General features: G+C 28.5%; 21 protein-coding genes and 1 tRNA gene. 8 read left to right on the plus strand and 14 right to left on the minus strand.

Going from position 1 to position 17,862, the window contains the following annotated elements:
- The first annotated feature begins 168 nt into the window (after positions 1-168).
- The 8 genes from dnaG to ACA134_RS07240 all read left to right on the plus strand — a co-directional run bounded on the left by dnaG (position 169) and on the right by ACA134_RS07240 (position 7,116).
- Entirely contained in the window at positions 169-1,428 is a 1,260-nt protein-coding gene (gene dnaG, locus ACA134_RS07205) for a DNA primase DnaG (protein ID WP_409199745.1), read from the plus strand.
- A gap of 178 nt (positions 1,429-1,606) precedes the next feature.
- The gene (gene xerA, locus ACA134_RS07210) at positions 1,607-2,467 is read left to right on the plus strand and encodes a site-specific tyrosine recombinase/integron integrase (protein ID WP_409201087.1); all 861 of its coding nucleotides are present in this window, start codon (positions 1,607-1,609) and stop codon (positions 2,465-2,467) included.
- Positions 2,468-2,509: 42 nt separating this feature from the next.
- The gene (locus tag ACA134_RS07215) at positions 2,510-3,859 is read left to right on the plus strand and encodes a MurT ligase domain-containing protein (RefSeq protein ID WP_409199746.1); all 1,350 of its coding nucleotides are present in this window, start codon (positions 2,510-2,512) and stop codon (positions 3,857-3,859) included.
- A gap of 5 nt (positions 3,860-3,864) precedes the next feature.
- Positions 3,865-4,602, plus strand: a complete 738-nt coding sequence (locus ACA134_RS07220) for a type 1 glutamine amidotransferase (protein ID WP_409199747.1) — start codon at positions 3,865-3,867, stop codon at positions 4,600-4,602.
- A gap of 71 nt (positions 4,603-4,673) precedes the next feature.
- Positions 4,674-5,285, plus strand: a complete 612-nt coding sequence (locus ACA134_RS07225) for a biotin transporter BioY (protein WP_409199748.1) — start codon at positions 4,674-4,676, stop codon at positions 5,283-5,285.
- Positions 5,286-5,313: 28 nt separating this feature from the next.
- On the plus strand, positions 5,314-5,715 hold the full coding sequence (locus ACA134_RS07230; protein WP_409199749.1) for a DUF1284 domain-containing protein: 402 nt from the start codon (positions 5,314-5,316) through the stop codon (positions 5,713-5,715).
- Between the two features lie 80 nt (positions 5,716-5,795).
- Positions 5,796-5,867 (plus strand) — tRNA-Gln (locus tag ACA134_RS07235).
- Between the two features lie 58 nt (positions 5,868-5,925).
- Entirely contained in the window at positions 5,926-7,116 is a 1,191-nt protein-coding gene (locus ACA134_RS07240) for an ATP-grasp domain-containing protein (RefSeq protein WP_409199750.1), read from the plus strand.
- Here ACA134_RS07240 and ACA134_RS07245 read toward each other — a convergent pair.
- From ACA134_RS07245 to ACA134_RS07310, 14 genes are all read right to left on the minus strand, one after another.
- Positions 7,088-7,237 carry a hypothetical protein gene (locus ACA134_RS07245; protein WP_409199751.1) on the minus strand — a complete coding sequence of 50 codons (150 nt, stop codon included), beginning with the start codon at positions 7,235-7,237 and terminating at the stop codon, positions 7,088-7,090. The genes ACA134_RS07240 and ACA134_RS07245 overlap by 29 nt on opposite strands.
- Positions 7,238-7,278: 41 nt before the next feature.
- Positions 7,279-7,953 carry a V-type ATP synthase subunit D gene (locus tag ACA134_RS07250; protein WP_409199752.1) on the minus strand — a complete coding sequence of 225 codons (675 nt, stop codon included), beginning with the start codon at positions 7,951-7,953 and terminating at the stop codon, positions 7,279-7,281.
- A gap of 37 nt (positions 7,954-7,990) precedes the next feature.
- The gene (locus ACA134_RS07255) at positions 7,991-9,385 is read right to left on the minus strand and encodes an ATP synthase subunit B (RefSeq protein ID WP_409199753.1); all 1,395 of its coding nucleotides are present in this window, start codon (positions 9,383-9,385) and stop codon (positions 7,991-7,993) included.
- A gap of 2 nt (positions 9,386-9,387) precedes the next feature.
- Complete coding sequence (locus ACA134_RS07260; protein ID WP_409199754.1) at positions 9,388-11,142, minus strand: ATP synthase subunit A; 1,755 nt, start codon at positions 11,140-11,142, stop codon at positions 9,388-9,390.
- Positions 11,139-11,456, minus strand: coding sequence for a V-type ATP synthase subunit F (locus ACA134_RS07265; RefSeq protein WP_409199755.1), 318 nt, complete (start codon positions 11,454-11,456; stop codon positions 11,139-11,141). Before ACA134_RS07265 ends, ACA134_RS07260 begins: the two co-directional genes overlap by 4 nt.
- Positions 11,453-12,607: an ATP synthase A1 subunit C gene (gene ahaC, locus ACA134_RS07270; protein WP_409199756.1), complete on the minus strand. Its 1,155-nt coding sequence runs from the start codon at positions 12,605-12,607 to the stop codon at positions 11,453-11,455. The genes ACA134_RS07265 and ahaC overlap by 4 nt, the downstream gene beginning before the upstream one ends.
- An 11-nt stretch (positions 12,608-12,618) precedes the next feature.
- Positions 12,619-13,230 carry a V-type ATP synthase subunit E gene (locus tag ACA134_RS07275; protein WP_409199757.1) on the minus strand — a complete coding sequence of 204 codons (612 nt, stop codon included), beginning with the start codon at positions 13,228-13,230 and terminating at the stop codon, positions 12,619-12,621.
- A 13-nt stretch (positions 13,231-13,243) separates the two neighbouring features.
- On the minus strand, positions 13,244-13,729 hold the full coding sequence (locus ACA134_RS07280; protein ID WP_409199758.1) for a V-type ATP synthase subunit K: 486 nt from the start codon (positions 13,727-13,729) through the stop codon (positions 13,244-13,246).
- 57 nt (positions 13,730-13,786) lie between these two features.
- On the minus strand, positions 13,787-15,793 hold the full coding sequence (locus ACA134_RS07285; protein WP_409199759.1) for a V-type ATP synthase subunit I: 2,007 nt from the start codon (positions 15,791-15,793) through the stop codon (positions 13,787-13,789).
- A gap of 11 nt (positions 15,794-15,804) precedes the next feature.
- Positions 15,805-16,119, minus strand: a complete 315-nt coding sequence (ahaH, locus tag ACA134_RS07290; RefSeq protein WP_409199760.1) for an ATP synthase archaeal subunit H — start codon at positions 16,117-16,119, stop codon at positions 15,805-15,807.
- A 168-nt stretch (positions 16,120-16,287) separates the two neighbouring features.
- Positions 16,288-16,644: a hypothetical protein gene (locus ACA134_RS07295; protein WP_409199761.1), complete on the minus strand. Its 357-nt coding sequence runs from the start codon at positions 16,642-16,644 to the stop codon at positions 16,288-16,290.
- Positions 16,645-16,650: 6 nt separating this feature from the next.
- Positions 16,651-16,980 carry a hypothetical protein gene (locus ACA134_RS07300; protein ID WP_409199762.1) on the minus strand — a complete coding sequence of 110 codons (330 nt, stop codon included), beginning with the start codon at positions 16,978-16,980 and terminating at the stop codon, positions 16,651-16,653.
- 7 nt (positions 16,981-16,987) lie between these two features.
- Positions 16,988-17,341, minus strand: a complete 354-nt coding sequence (locus ACA134_RS07305) for a hypothetical protein (protein WP_409199763.1) — start codon at positions 17,339-17,341, stop codon at positions 16,988-16,990.
- A gap of 9 nt (positions 17,342-17,350) precedes the next feature.
- Positions 17,351-17,857 carry a nitroreductase family protein gene (locus ACA134_RS07310; RefSeq protein WP_409199764.1) on the minus strand — a complete coding sequence of 169 codons (507 nt, stop codon included), beginning with the start codon at positions 17,855-17,857 and terminating at the stop codon, positions 17,351-17,353.
- Between the last annotated feature and the right edge of the window lie 5 nt (positions 17,858-17,862).

Here is a 17,862-nt window from a genome sequence, read left to right on the forward strand (position 1 = left end):
CTTATATTAAATCTAGAAGCTCTTTTTGAATTAAAGTGCCCTTTTTAGGGTAGAAATGATTATCGTATAATTTATGCAAATTATTCTAATATACTAATAAATTGCCTAAAAATAATATTTTTAGAAAAATAAATTATCCCTTAATAGTTAAGCTTAGGAGGCTTAAAAATGGGAAAAGGAGAAGAATTAACTACAACTAAATATCTTATTTATGCTGAAATTAATGCTAATGGAATCGTTGAAAAACCTGATGTAGTTGGAGCTGTTTTTGGACAAACTGAAGGACTTTTAAGTAACGATTTAGATTTAAGAGAATTACAAAGAACTGGAAGAATTGGCAGAATACAAGTAATTATACATGCAAACAGTGGACGAGCAAAAGGAGAAATAGTAATACCTTCAAGTTTAGATAGAATTGAAACCGCTATACTTGCAGCATCTCTTGAAACAATAAACAGAGTAGGTCCATGTGAAGCTAAAATAAAAACAACACATGTAGAAGATGTAAGAGCAGTCAAAAGACAACAAGTTGTTAATCGTGCCAAAGAAATTTATAAAGGTATGATGGAAACTGTTACTCCAGCAAACATGAAAATGATTGAAGAAGTAAGAGAATCCATGAGAGTACATGAAATCTCTGAATATGGAGATGAAAAATTACCTGCAGGACCAAATATACATACTTCTGATGCAATTATTGTTGTTGAAGGTCGTTCTGATGTTTTAAACTTATTAAAATATGGAATAAAAAATACTGTAGCTGTTGAAGGAGTTAATGTACCTCAAGCTATTGGTAATTTAAGTAAAAAAAGAACTACCACAGTATTTGTAGATGGAGATCGTGGTGGGGAATTAATTTTAAAAGAACTCTTACAAATTGGAGATATCGATTATATTACTCGTGCTCCAAAAGGTAAAGAAGTTGAAGATTTAGAAAAAGAAGAAATTTTCATAGCTTTAAGAGATAAAGTTCCTACAGAACAATTTTTAGCAAACAATACAGAAATTTCAGCAGCTATCAAAGATACTAAAAAAGATGACACACCAGTCAAACAAAATAGAAAACCAAAATATAATAAAAAAGAAAAACCAGTAGAAATAGAAATAGAACCTGTTCCTACAGAAGAAGTAGAAATCGAAGATGATGAAACTGCTTTAATGAAAGATATGCTAAAAGAAATTGAAGGTAGTGGAACTGGAACTTTACTTGATCAAGCATTAAATGTTACTAAAGAAGTTAAAGTTGAAGAAATCTATGATGAATTAAAAGCTATGGATGAAAGTGCTGAAACAGTAATTTTTGATGGAATTATTAGTCAAAGATTAGTCGATATTTCATCTTTAAAAGGTGTTAAGAATCTTGTGGCTTTTAAATCTATGAATATTGTTAAAAAACCAGATAATCTTAAAATAATTACTATGGATTAATTTTTTAACTAATATTTTTTTTAAAAAATATTAAAAATATAACGAATATGATAAAATGAAATATAATACTCAGGCAAATTTATCAAATGAACACGTGCCTAAAACAGCATACAATCTTCCTTTGTTTAATGAAGAAGGAAATAAAAGAAATATTTTAGAAATATTTGATTTTAGAGAAATGACTGAAGATTATTTAGTTGATTTAGAAATCAGAAATTATTCTAAAAACACTATCAAAACTTACACATCAATAATAGGAACATTTTTTGAATATTTAAAAAAAGAAGATAAACTATACAGTGATAAAGATTTTTTAAGATGTTTTAGACGTTATATTCAATTATTAAAAAGAGATTTAGAAGTTAGTCAAAATTATATTTATCTTGTAACAGTTGTTTTAAAAAAATTTCTTGAATTTAATAAATTAAATTTTTTAGAAGATGTTGAATCTCCAAAGAGAACAAAATCTCTTCCAAAATCTTTAAATGAAAAAGAAGTAAATGATTTAATAAAATCAATTACATGGAATATAAAAATAGATAGTAAAACATCTATTAAATTTAGAATAAGAGACAAATTAATTTTAACTATATTATACTCCTCAGGTTTACGTATATCTGAATTAATAAATCTTAAACTTAAAGATATTGATTTTGATGAAAGGATTATGAGAATAAGAGGTAAAGGAGATAAAGATAGAGTAGTTTTATTTGATGAAAAAACAAAAGAGTTAATGGAAAAATATATTGATATTAGAAATAATAATAATGAATATCTTATTTTAAATAAGTTTAATAATCCAATAAGTGCAAGATATATTCAAGTCATGATAAAAAAATATGCTAAAAAAGCTGGAATTACTAAACCAATAACTCCCCATATATTGAGACATTCGTTTGCAACTCATCTTTTGAAAAATGGAGTAGATATTAGAGTAATTCAACAATTATTAGGCCATACTAGTCTTTCTACTACTCAGATTTATACAAGTGTAGATATGGATACTATAAAGTCTTTATATGATAAAGCAAAAATGTAACTACATATAATAAAATTTAAAAAGAATTTAATGTGAAATAAAATGATTTCAAAAATTTCAACTTTAATGGGAGAGCTTAGTTATATATTAGCTCAAAAAGCAGGCAAAAAAGGGAGTGCATTACCTGGAAAAGTAGCTATGAAAATTAAACCAGATGTTTTAGATGATTTAATAGTAAAATGTGATAAAACAGCTATTATAACTGGAACAAATGGAAAAACTACAACAAATAACTTAGCAAATCATGTTTTCTCAGGAAATAATAATGAAGTAATATCTAATTTAAATGGATCTAATATGCTTCAAGGAGTAATAAGCCCTTTTTTGATAGATAAAAAAAATAAATATGATTGGGGAATTTTTGAAGTAGATGAAGGTTCTATGTGCGATGTCACCCAATTTATTGATGCAGATTATATAATTTTAACAAATTTTTTTAGAGATCAACTTGATAGATATGGAGAAGTTGAAAACACTATTCAAATAGTACATGATTCTATAAAAAATGAAAATGCTACATTAATTTTAAATGCAGATAGTCCTAGTAGCTTATATTTTAGTGATTTGAAAAATAAAAAAGTATATTATAGCTTGGGAGAAACTAAATTTGCAAAAGAAGAACAAACTGTTGCAGAGTCTGTAGTTTGTCCAAAATGTGAAAGTAAATTAGAATATGAATATATAAACTATGGAAACATGGGGAAATTTTCTTGTCCAAATTGTGGTATTAAAAATCCAGAAGCAGATTATATAATTACTGATGTTACATTAAAAGCAGAATCATATGATTTTACAGTGAAAGATAAAAAAGAATCTGCAGAAATTGATTTACATCTTCTTGGAATTTATAATTTATATAATGCTCTTGGAGTAATAACTTTAGCTCGAGAAAATAACTTTAGCTATGATTTAATAAAAAAACAAATCGAAAACTTTGAATATAAACTAGGAAGAATGGAAACAATAGATCTTGGTTTTACTGAAGTAGTGTTAGTTTTATCTAAGAATCCTATAGGATTAAGTGAAGTCTTCTCAACAATTAATTATGATAAAAGTAAAAAATCATTAATGTTTATTATGAATGATTACAGTCCTGATGGAACTGATGTTTCATGGATATGGGATGCATATTTTAAAGAAGCAGTAAATATAAAAAATGTAGATAATTTTTATTGTGTTGGAACCAGAGCTGAAGAAGTAGCTATGCGTTTAAAATATGAAGAGTTTCCTATAGATAAAATTAAAATTTATCATTCACAAAATAGATTTGATCTTCAACTTCCAAACCATGATTTTTTAAATGAAGATAATGATAAAAAATATCTTATTGCTACATTTACAGCACTACCTGAAGTTAGAAAAGAACTTATGAGAATGAAAGAAGGCAAGTGAAAAATATGGAATTAAACATTTTAGATATGTATTCAGATACATTAAATATCTATGGAGATATAGGTAATTTAATAAGCATTAAGAAAAGATGCGAGTGGAGAGGTATTGAAGTTAATCAAGAAAGTTTTTCAGTTGGCCAAGAAAATAATTTAGATTATGAAAATGTTGACATGGTTTTAATTGGAGGAGGATCTGATAAAAGTCAAGCTGCTGTTTCAAATGATTTATTAAAACAAAGAAATGATTTAGAAAATTATATAGAAAATGATGGTGTTTTACTAGCTATATGTGGTAGCTATCAAATGTTTGGAAATAAATATTCTAGTTTTAATGAAAATAGCATTCCTTGTCTTGAAATTTTTGATATGGAAACTATTGCTCAAGAAGAAAGACTAACTGGAAACATATTAATAGAAAATTCTTTAGGATTAAGACCTAGAACATTAGTTGGCTTTGAAAATCATGGAGGTCGTACTTATCATAAATATGATGTTCTTGGAAATGTAGAAGTAGGATATGGAAATAATGATGAGTCTAAAGAAGAGGGACTTTCATATAAAAATTTTATTGGTACTTATTTACATGGTGCATTCTTACCTAAGAATCCACACATGGCAGATCATCTTATTTTAAATGCACTGAAAAATAAATATGATATTGATTCATTAGAACCATTGAATGATGATATTGAACTGCAAGCTCATGATTTTATGGCTAATAAATTATTAAAATCAAAAAAATAATTTCGAAAATATTTATAATATATAAATTTCAAATAAATAATTGTTAAACTAATTTAGAATTGGAGGAAAACATGTACTCAAATATTAATAACTTTTTTGAATTAAGAGAAAATGTATTTAACAAAATTCATGGCTCTAATACACTTACTAAAATATTTTTAGCTTTCATAATGGCAGGCATTACTGGAATTATGGCACAAATAATAATTCCGCTTCCATGGACACCTGTACCAATTACAGGACAAACTTTCGCTGTTTTAATAGCAGGTTTATTTTTAGGAAAAAAATATGGTGCTTTAAGCCAAATATTATATATTCTTATTGGAATTTCTATAATTCCATGGTTTGGAGGAATGACTGGAGGAATTGAAACTTTACTTGGTTCTACAGTTGGATATTTCTTCGGATTTGTTCTTGCATCTTATTTTATTGGTTATATTAGTGAAAATTATGCAGATTCACGTAACTTTTTAAAAATGACTGCAACTGTTGGAATTGCAAATTTTGTATTAATTTATGTTCCTGGTTTAATAGGTTTAGCTATTTGGAGTTATACCACTCAAGGAATTATTTTAAATCCTATGGATTTAATTATAATGGGTTTTGCACCTTTTATTATTGGAGATATTGCTAAAATACTCTCTTCAGGATTAATTTCTAAAGTATTTTTACCTAAAAATTAATTCTTCATTCTTTTTTTTATTGATTTTTATGATTATTTCACTTAGAGGTCATCATCTTTTATGTCTTCAGGGTTTTCAAGGTTATGGATATGATGAAAGCTTTGTTGAAAATATGAAAGAAATTAAAAACTTAATTAATAATAAAAATACGAAAATTAAGATTCTAAATACATCAGACGATATTTGTAAATATTGTCCTAATCTAACAGATACAGGATTATGTATAGATGAAAAGAGTAATTTAAAAATTCAATCTATGGATAATGAGGTTATAAATAAATTAAATTTAGATGTAGATGAAATTATTTCAGAAGATTTATTTAATATAATAAATAATATTTTTAAATCATCAGAAGATATAGATCCTATATGCAATAATTGTTTATGGACCAAAGAATGTTTATGGGCAAATAGTATATATAATAAATAAAATTTAATCATAAGCGAAACCTTTAAATAATATATTTTTTATAATAACATATGTTGTAATGTCAAGCATTATAATTAGTTAGTCCCGTAGGGTAGTGGTAATCCTTCTAGGCTTTGGACCCGGAGACGGCGGTTCGACTCCGCTCGGGACTATTTCTTTTAATTAAACTATTTTTATATAAAATTATTTTTAATCATTTCAAATGATAATATGGATAATCTATTAATATCTGGAGTAAATACCAGAGCTATGGTGAATTCTGCATTAAAATTAGATTATAATTTATTTTCAACAAGCTATTATCGCACTTATGACTTTAAAAATATTCCAAATGAAAAACACATTTTAAAACAATCTGAGAATAAAACATGTAACACATTAGAAGATAATTATAGTAGTGATAAATTATTAAAATTATCAGAAGATTATTTAGAGAATATTGATTATATAATTCTTGTTTCTGGGTTGAATCCTAGTGACTTTAATGGAAAATTTAAAAAATACAAAAAAAAGATTTTAGGAAATAAAAATATAGAAAAAATCGAAAATAAATTTGATTTTTATAATAAGATTAAGAATAAATATTGTATTCCTGAAACTTTTAAAATAAATGATATAGACGAAGCTAATGAAATAATAAAAAATAATGAAAAGAAGCAATATATCATTAAACCACTAAAAGGATTTGGTGGTTATGGAGTAAACTTTTTAAATACTGAATCGATTAATCAATTAAATGATATGAAAAATCAATGGATAATTCAAGAATATGTTGAAGGAGAAAATATTAGTTCATCTGTACTTTCAACAAAAAAAGATTCAAAAACAATAATTAATTCAAGAAATTTAAATGAAAATGATTATAAAAATGATGAAAGTTTCATATACTCAGGAAACTTACTACCTCTAAATAAAGAAATATTAAAAAAAAACAATAGCTCAAATATTTTAAAAGAAATGGATGAAATATCAGAAGATTTAATAAAAGATTTTAATTTAATAGGATCAAACGGTGTAGATTACATATTAGATAATGAAGACAATTTACATATAATTGAAGTTAATCCACGTTTTCAAGGCACATATGAATCTTGTGAAAGTTTATTAAATATTAATCTACTTGAAGCCCATATTAAAGCATGTCAAAATGAGTTAATAGAAATTAATAATAAAATTAAAGGATATTCTCTTAAAAAAATAATATATGCTGAAAATAAAGTGAAAATAAAAAATCTTGAAAGTCTTAAAAATGTTTATGATATCCCATATCCTAATGTAATTATAGAAAAAAATCAACCTATAGCTACTATAATCCAAGAAAATAAATCAATAAATAAATTAAATGAAAATTTAAAAATAAGTTTTAATGAATTTAAAAAACACCTACTAAAAATAGTATAAACATCAATGTTCCAACAGTGATTAAAATAGTAGTTAAAATCATTGCATAAGTCATAAAGACAAAAATTCTAGCTTTTTTATCAGGATCTTTTAAATATTGGTCAATTGGACTTCTTTGCATGATAACACCTTTTTAAAAAAAAATTAAAAAAATAGCTATAGTTAAATAGCTACTTCTTCTTCATCAGATTCTTCCTCATTCTTTTCAATAGTAGATTGAATCATTTTTAATCTAACGAAGTTTTCTCTTTCTAAATCCTGAAGTCTCATATCAATAAATTTGACAGTGTTTTCAAATTTAGGAATCATGATATGTTCTAAAGCATTTACACGACGTTTAGTAGACTCAATTTCTTCAGCAAGTAAATAAATTGTTTTTTCAATTTCTGCAAGTTCAATGATTAACTTAATAGCTTCTTCAAATTTCTTTGCAGCTTCATCTAATTGAATAGAGGTATCATTAAAACCATATCCTCTATCAACTAAAGATTTTTCATCCATATTAATATTTACAATAGGTACTGAAACACCCATAATACTTCTAGAAGAAATGTCAACATCGATTGATTCTTTAACAGCTAAAGAAGCTTTTCTAACAGCTAAATCACCCATGACAATTTGGGCAGATGTTAGTGCATCCATAGCCTCTTTAAGTCTTAAATCAGCTTCCTCACGAACTCCTTTAACACGGTCTAAAATATCAAAGAACTCTTTAATTAAAGCAGAACGTTTTTCTTTAAGTAAAGTATGACCTTTTTCTGCAAGTTTAGTTCTTTTTTTAAGATTAAGTAGTTCCATTCGAGTAGGATTAATTCCATCAATAATATCTTGTGCCATTTTATCCTCTTCTTATTTAGCATTAAATGCTAATAGTCTACTCATCATCTTTAGGAAGATATTTTTCAATAAATTCTTCTTTAACACGCTTGAGTTCAGATTTAGGTAATGTTTTTAATAAGTCCCAACCAATATCGAGAGTTTCAAAGATAGTTCTATCTTCATCTTTATGTTGAGTGATAAATTTTTCTTCAAATGCTTCAGCAAATCTCAAGAATTTTTGATCACGTTCTGTAAGAGCTTCTTCCCCAACAACCGCAACTAAATCTCTTAAGTCACGACCTTCTGCATATGCAGAATAAAGTTGGTCTGAAACACCACTATGATCATCACGAGTTTTACCTTCACCAATACCACCACTCATTAAACGAGATAATGAAGGAAGTACATTTACAGGAGGATAAATACCTTTCCTGAATAAATCTCTACTAAGTACAATTTGTCCTTCAGTAATATATCCAGTTAAATCCGGAATAGGGTGAGTAATATCGTCTTGAGGCATAACTAAAATAGGCATCTGAGTAATAGAACCTTTTTTACCATCAATACGGCCTGCACGTTCATATATAGTAGCTAAATCTGTGTACATGTAACCAGGATAACCTCTTCTTCCAGGAACTTCGTCCCTAGCAGCAGAAACTTCTCTTAAAGCTTCACAATAGTTAGTCATATCAGTTAAAATAACCAATACTTGCATATCTAACTCAAAAGCAAAGTATTCAGCAGCAGTTAAAGCCATTTTAGGAGTCATGATTCTTTCAACAGCAGGATCGTCTGCCAAGTTCATGAATACAGTTACGTTTTCAATAGCTCCAGTACGTTCAAAATCGTTCATGAAAAAGTTAGCTTCTTCGTGAGTAATACCCATAGCAGCAAATATAACTACAAAATCACTGTCATCACCAAGCACTTTAGCTTGTCTTGTAATTTGAGCAGCAAAATCATTATGAGGTAAACCAGAACCTGAGAAAATAGGAAGCTTTTGACCTCTAACCAATGTGTTCATTCCATCAATAGTGGAAATCCCTGTTTGAATAAATTCTTCTGGAAATTCACGAGAAACAGGATTCATTGGACTACCATTAATATCTAATTCTTTTTCAGCTATGATTTCTGGACCACCATCAATAGGAGCACCAATACCATTGAAAATTCTTCCAATCATATCTTTAGAAACACCTATTTTAGCAGTTTGACCAGTAAATCTAGTTTTAGTATCTTTAGTATTTAAATCAGTAGTTCCTTCGAAAACCTGAACAACAGCTACATCTTTATTAACTTCAAGAACTTGTCCACTTCTTTGTTCACCATTAGGAGTTTGAATTTCGACAATTTCATTGTAACTTACACCTTCAACACCTTCAACAACCATCAAAGGACCAGCAACTTCTGAAACTGTAGTGTATTCTCTTGTTTTAATATTAGTGTTCATTCTTAAACCTCACTACATTCTTTAGTAATATCTTCTTGAATTTTGCTAATCTTATCTGCAAATTCATCTTCAGGAATATATTTCATTTTACCAATTTGTTCTTTTACTGGTAATTCGACAATATTTTGAACATCTGAACCTTTTTCAAGTGCAGCAAGAGCATCTTTTTGGTATGAAAGAATAGTTTTTAACATTTGATATTGTTTTTCAGGAGTACAATAAGTATCAATTTCATCAAATGCATTTTGTTGTAAGAAATCTTCTCTTAACATACGTGCGGTTTCTAAAGTGATTTGGTCACTATCTGGCAAAGCATCACGACCAACCAATTGTACAATTTCTTGAAGTTCAGATTCTTTTTGAAGTAAAGCCATAGCTTCATCCCGAATACTTCTCCAATCAGCAGCTATGTTTTTCTCCCACCAACTTTGAATACTGTCAACATATAATGAATAACTTTGTAACCAATCAATAGAAGGGAAATGACGTTTATCTGCAAGAGATGCATCTAATGCCCAAAATACCTTACAAATACGTAATGTATTCTGAGTAACAGGTTCTGATAAATCCCCACCAGGAGGAGATACAGCACCAACAACACTAATAGATGCTACTTTTGGTTCAGTACCTAAAGTGTTTACTCTTCCAGCTCTTTCATAGAACTGAGCAAGTCTTGAAGCTAAGTATGCAGGGTATCCTTCTTCACCAGGCATTTCTTCGAGCCTACCTGAAATCTCCCTCATAGCTTCTGCCCATCTTGAGGTAGAATCCGCCATAAGTGCTACATCATAACCTTGATCACGATAATATTCTGCAATAGTAATTCCAGTATATACACAAGCTTCACGAGCTGCAACCGGCATGTTTGAAGTATTAGCAATAAGAACTGTCCTATCCATCAAAGGATTTCCAGTTTTTGGATCTTCCAAATAAGGGAACTCAGTAAGTACCTCAGTCATCTCATTTCCACGTTCTCCACAACCAATATAAATAACAATATCAGCATCAGCCCATTTAGCTAATTGTTGTTGTGTAACAGTTTTACCAGATCCGAAAGGACCAGGAATAGCTGCTGCACCACCTTTTGCAACGGAAAAGAAAGTGTCCTGAGCTCTTTGACCAGTTACTAAAGGTACATCTGGATCTAATTTATTTACAAACGGACGTCCTTTTTTAACAGGCCATTTTTGGAGCATTTGAACTTTTTTGTCTCCTTCTTCGGTTTCAATTTCAGCAATATCTTCTAAAACAGTAAATTCGCCTTCAGAAACAATAGATTTGATTTTTCCATCAAAACTAGGAGGGACTAAAATCTTTTGTAAAACAGCAGTAGTTTCTTGAACTTCTCCTAAAACATCTCCTGTTTTAACAATATCTCCTACTTTAGCTACTGGTTTAAAAGTCCATTTTTTGTCTTTATCAACAGCTGGTGCATCAATACCTCTAGCAATAAAATCACCAGATGCTTCTTTAATTATTTCCAAAGGTCTTTGAATTCCATCAAAAATAGATCCCATAACCCCTGGACCAAGCTCTACTGACATTGGACCACCAGTACTTTCAACTACTTCGCCAGGTTGAATCCCAGCGGTTTCTTCATATACCTGAATGGTCGCAGCATCTCCTTCAAGCTCAATGATTTCTCCAATAAGCTTATTGTTACCTACTTTAACCATTTCAAACATTTGGGTACCTCTCATGCCGTCTGCGACAATAACTGGCCCCGCAATTTTAATAATATTTCCTTCAATAATCATTTAACCATCTCTACCCCAATAACTCTTTTAATTAGCTCAGCTAATTGATCAGATGATCCTTCAGATTCACCATCTTTATCAGGAATTTCAATAATCATTGGTAAAACTTGTGATCCAAGTTTTTTATTTATATGATCTCTAATCTCGTTAGCAATTTTTTGTGTTATAATAATAACTGAAATTTCGTTGTCTAAAAATTCATCAAGAGCAGCAATAGCTTCCTCTTTAGAGTTAACAGCAAAGCCCTCTTTGACTCCTCCAAGTCTAAAACCAGATACAATATCCTCGTTTCCTATAATTCCTACAGAACTCATACTAACAACTCCATAATTTTAGAAACTGGATAATCTGTTTCCTTCTTAGCTCTTGTAATAATTTTTAAATTTCTAATTTCAGATTCTTTTTGATTTAAATATCCAATAATAGGACCTATTCCTAATGGTTTTTTAATAGATAAAGATTTTACAAGTTTTGCAAAATGTAAATCTAATTCTTTCTCAAAGATAGCTATTGAATCAGTTTTTTCATACTCAGTCAAAGCATCTGATAAGAAGTCAGAATATTTTGTACCTTCTAAATAGGATACAAAATTAGATATATCATTTGCTTCCATTAAATCTTTGAGTTTCCATTCTCTTAATTGATATCCATTAGTTAAAGTATATGGACTAATATTAGTATAAGTTAAACCATCTTGTTTAGCTCTTACAAAAGTTTTTAATATAGCTAAATCTATTTGAGTTCCAATATAAGTATACAAAATTTGTGTATTTTCTTCAGATGGAACTTCAGTAGAACTAAGTAAGCTATTTAAATAATAATTATCTAATGCAGATTCTAATTCTAAAACCATATCATTTTCTTCATACCTTGGGAGTGCATCATCTAAGACAGGAGCATATTCAGTTCCATCTAATGCAGCTAAAACATCATTTACAGAATTAGCATCAGCAACAGAATCTAATTGATTATATAATTCACCAGAAGGTATTAAAAGGTCCCTAGTTTGATCTGCACTAAGACCAACTTCTTTTGCACTAATTAATGATTTAATATTAGTAATATCAACTTTTTTAGACATTATTTTAAAAGGTTTTTGTACTTTTGGAGGGACAATTCTTGAAATCATCTTATAATTGTCAGCCAAATTAACATCTAATGCCTTATCAAGAGGATATTTTTCTAAATATGGAGCATAATCTGGAAGACCACTAAGATAGCTAATTACTTCATCACTATCTTTAGCTTCAGCTACTTCAGATAACTGTTTTTCAGTTAACAATCTTCCTTTTCTAGCTCTAACTTTTGCACTAGGATTAAGATAAGGGTATATATCTAATATAGGTCTTGATGTAATTATAACAATAATTGCGCCAACAACAACGAATACAATTATTATAAGAACCATAAAAGTTTCCGGAGTAATACCCACTGTTTCTAACAATGTAGTAATCTCATCAGCCATAATCTAACCTCCTAGTTTTTAAATAAAATATTAGCTACATCATTACGTAATAATTTTTTGAATCTAGAAATTCTTAATTCAATAGTATTATTTACTTCAATGTCTCCATTTTTAGTTTTAACAATAGCTCCACCTATAGTTTCAATAGGTTCTCCAATTTCTAAAGTAGTATTAGAAATTCCAGTAGCTATACTATTTAAATCATTTTTAATTTTATCAATATCATCTTCTTTAACTTGAACGATTAAATTTCCGCCACCAATATCAGTAGCAGCTTCTTTAATCATATTTTTTAAAGAATTAACATATTTTTCATCAGTAGTAGAAGCTAATTCTTTTAAATCATCTTTTGCTTTATTAAAAGCTTCTTCGATGACTTCTTCTTTAGCCCCTAATTCTGCTCTACGAGCATTCATCTTAGCTTCAGAAATTATTTGCTGACGTCTCATATCAGATTGTTTTGCACCACTTTCTGATATTCTTTTCTTTTCTGCTTCAGCATCTTTAATACCAGCTGCTTTAATTTTTTCAGCTTCAGCATCTGCAGTTTGAATTTTTTCATCAGCTTTAACCTGGGCTTCAGACATAATACTTGAAACAATTTTATCTGTGCCAGAGCTCATTTTATTAAGCCTCCTAAGCTAATATTCCGCCGAATACCATAAGTAAAATAGCAATCAAGAAACCGTAAATTGCCTGAGTCTCTGGTAATGCAGAGAAAATAATACCTTTGGAAAACATGTCGTCATCTTCAACAATAGCACCAACAGAAGATGCTGCTGCAATTCCTTGTCCCATACCTGAACCTAAACCAGCAAAACCAATAGAAGCTCCTACACCAATAGCTACAATACCTGCAGTTGTTGAAAGATTTCCACTTCCACCTAATAATCCTGAAAATACTAATAATAAAATAGCAATCAAGAAACCGTAAATTGCCTGAGTCTCTGGTAATGCAGAGAAAATAATACCTTTAGAAAACATGTCACCGTCTTCTGCAACTGCACCTACACTTCCAGCAGCTGCCATACCCTGACCTAATCCAGAACCGAGGCCAGCAAATCCAATAGCTACTCCAGCACCAATAGCTGCTAAAGCAGTACCTAAAGCAATATCTACCATAATATATCTCCTTATTATCTTTTTATAAATTATTTAAATTGAATATAAATTATAATATTAATTATTTTTTAATTTTGTGAAACATCTATCTGATTTAAATGCTTCAAATTTATTTTTTCCACTTGAATAAAATTGGGAAAAGAACTCTACATAATGCAAACGCAATGCATTAACAAATGCTCCTAATACTTGGAAAAGGAAGTTTACAACATGTCCACCTATAAATACAACAATTGCTAAAATAAAACCAACATAAGGAATCATATCTCCAACTAATTGAGTTAAAATATTTACAGTCATTGCAATACCGCCTGTAGCTAAACATAAAGCTAAAAGACGTGCAAATGATAAAACATCTCCTAAAAAGCCAAAAACATCCATAATTCCATATACACCATTAGCATAAATTAACAAAACAAGACTCAATACAATAAGTAATCCACCAAGACCCATACCAATCATACCAATAGCAGGCATTAGGAAACCTAATGCTAAACAAATTATACCTGCTTCTAAAACAAACCATACAATTTGGGATCCAATAGCTTCTTTTTTATTTTTATATCTTATATTATTAATTAAACCTACTACAAATCCTATGTTAAGGTATATAATACCTATAGCAATTGCAATAATTAAAATAGTATCTGGATGAACAAATGCTTCAATTGAAGGAATAATAGTTGGTAATCTATATCCTAACATCCTTTCAGGAAAATCTCCTAAAAATCCATTAGAAATTAAACCTAGTAAAATCGACCATAAACCACTTGTAATAAGAATATAACCAAATGATTTCATGGTTGAACTATCACATTTTTTCATACCTACAACTAAAATAACACCAATTAAAGATACAATAGATCCATAAACAGCATCTGTTAAACAGAAACCGAATAAAAATGGAAACATTAAAGCAACAAAAATAGTAGGGTCTATACTATTATATCTTACTGGGGCATACATTTGTACAAGAAGCTCATAAGGTTTTGCATACCTTATATTTTTTTGAAGAACAGGGACTTCTTCATCATCATCACCTACGTCTTCAACATCAAAAATACAATATCCTTGAGTAGTTTTTTCGACCATTTCCTTAAATTTATCTATATCATTTAAAGGAATCCAAGCCTCAAGCATTTTTGTATCACGAGTTTCTAGAAAAGAAGAAGAAATCTCATTCCTTTCTTTTGCATTTTCTAATTCTTCTTTTAAAACTAAAATATCATTATCCCATTTAAGAGCTAATTCTTTTAATTCTTTTTTGGAATTAGAAAATTCATTCTCAATAGAACTTAACCTAGAAGTAGTACTTGAAACAATCTGTTCAGGAGTTCCTTCTAAATCCTCCAAGTCGAATTTATCAAAATTATATTTACGAAGTATGGAGAACACTTCATCTTTGTTTTCTTTTAAAGCTACAACAACAATAATTTTAAATTCATCATTATTATCTTTAACTTCATTGAAAATTAGTTCATCATTCAAGTTACTTAACTTTTCCTTAACTTCTGAAAAAAATTCAGCGTCAATCCGTCCAACAGCGGTAGAAGTATATTTAGTATCTTTTAATAAAGATAAATCCATATCTAAATTAATCAATCTCTTAGCTACGCACTGATTAGCTTCAAGTTTGCTTTTCTCAGCATCCAATGCAGAAAAACGATTTTCGATGACTTTTGATTGAGATTCAACTTTAGAAAGAGTGTCTTCAGCTTTTTTGATTAACTCATCGTTACTTTCATCATTAACCATTCTTGCTGGAGGCATATCTAAACTAAAAAAACCTTTAACCATTCCCATTATACCACTATCTTCTGATATGGCATTTCCAAATAATTCAGAAATTCCTGTAGTCTTCATCAAAAGAGAAGAAATTTTACCAGATTGTGGGTGGGCCTTAGATGGGGCCATACTTTTTGCTAATTCAGGATCATGCTGAACGCGATCAGAAATATCATTGATTTGCACTATTCCTTCTTCGTGAAGAGTTTTCACGGTAGGAGAAACATACTCATCATGAGTAATTATCTTTATTTTTCGCATTCTCGCAGTTTGAAACATACATTCTCACACTATAATATATTTTTAACGATTAAATCTGCTGCTTCATCAACATTTACTAAAGATTTTTCTTTTAAAGAATTAGTATTAACTTCAGCATCTGCTAATATTTGCTTAGCTTCTTCTCTCGCGTTTTTTTCTGCATCTGAAATACTATTATTTGCTTCTTCGGTAGCTGAGTCTTTGGCATCATCCATATATTTTTGAGCCTCTGTTTTTGCTTCTTCAATCAAATCTTTAGATTTGGTTTCAGATTCAAGAACAGTTTGATCAGCATCGTTTTCAGCCTTTTTAATAGCTTCAATTGCTTCTGATATCTTTGCCATAATAAATCACCATGGTAAGATAATTTTTATTCAGCAATATATATATGTTTTACTATTAAATTTTTAAAATTGTAGTAAAACATAAAATATTTCAATAAAAATGATTTAAAATAATAAATGATTTTTAGAAAATGTTTAAAAAAAGAATAAAAAATTTAGAAATTGTTATTAATTTCTATAAAAAAAATCTAAAAAAAAGCTAGGCATCTTTTTCATATATGCAAGTATAGAAATTAAGATTACAACTATTCCAATTACAATAAAAAAATAGTTATAAGGATTTGTTAAAAATAAAGTTCCTGTTAGAACTATTATTAACCCTTCAAAAAATAAAACCGCTTTATTCCATTGAGGCCTATATAAAATTGATAAATAACCTAAACCAACACAAATAATTATAATTGAAGTTGATATAATTTCCGAATTAATAGATTGACTATTTATAAGAGGAATTACACCTAATATAATTACAGCCAATAACACAAATATTGAGAATATTTTTTTTAAAAATGATTGTTTAATCATATATTTTCACCTTTTTAAATTAAGAATTTCTTCTAAATCCATAAATTCTAAGTCATTTCCATCTTTATCAGTTTTTTCTGTTGTAATTAAAATATAATTAGACTTTTTTATATAATTATATCCAAAATAAATCAAATTTAAAAAGATTACAGGATATGTATAAAAAATAGCTATTGCAATAAGAACCAAATGAATATAAATTTTTCCATAAGCTCTTTTTTTAACTAATATATAATTATCTCCTTCTGAATTAATTACATAACCTACACTAGCTAATTTTTCTTTAATTGTTTCCATTTCATCAAAATTATTGGAATAAACACAAGATAAAGTCATTATTTCACTAACTAGGAATATTTTCACTATTTTTAACTTTAAAGTTAAAATTCAAGATTTCATTTTTATTATGAACTTTTAATGTAAATTTAGATTCAAGTTCAATAAAATCTTTTTCTACATTAATTAATAAATCAATATCATTTATTCTTGAAAGTGTGAATTTGCTTGCTTCAAAAATATTTGATGCATTATAAATTTCTAAAAATAAAGGTAAACCTTCACTATTAAATATTAGAATAAAGTTTTCATCTAATTTTATTTCTTTTCCCCTATTTCCATCTTTAGAAATTATAACTAATAATAAATCTTTTCTAAGATCATATTTTGATTTTATTTTTATTTCCTCTTTAGAAGACATATTTAATCTTTAAATAAATTTAACTAATTCTTCTTTTGATTTTCTAGGAGTATCTCTTGGCTTTGCATTTGGATATCCTAAAGGACTAAATAAAAGAGGTTCATATTCATCAGATAAATTTAAAAGTTCTTTTGCCTTTTCAGGTTTAAAAGCACCAATATAACAAGTTCCAAGACCTAGTGAGGTAGCTTCAAGAATCATGTGATCCATCACAATAGTTCCATCCATATCAGCTATATTTTTATCATCAAATTTACGAACCCATGCATCAGCAGGTTTAACAGCAACTCCTAAAATTATTGGAGCTTCTACAAACCAAGGTTGTGGATACATTTCAGATAATAATTGTTTATTTTCCTCAGTATCAATAACAAATATTTGAAATGGTTGAAAATTAACACCAGTTGGAGCATTTATTCCTGCTTCTAATATTTTATCTAATTTATCAGCTTCAACTTCTTTATTTTCAAAGCCTCTTACACTATATCTTTCTTTTAAAACATTTAAAAATTCCATAACAT

This window comes from Methanobrevibacter sp. DSM 116169, assembly GCF_046197865.1.
Lineage (GTDB): Archaea > Methanobacteriota > Methanobacteria > Methanobacteriales > Methanobacteriaceae > JAHKLT01.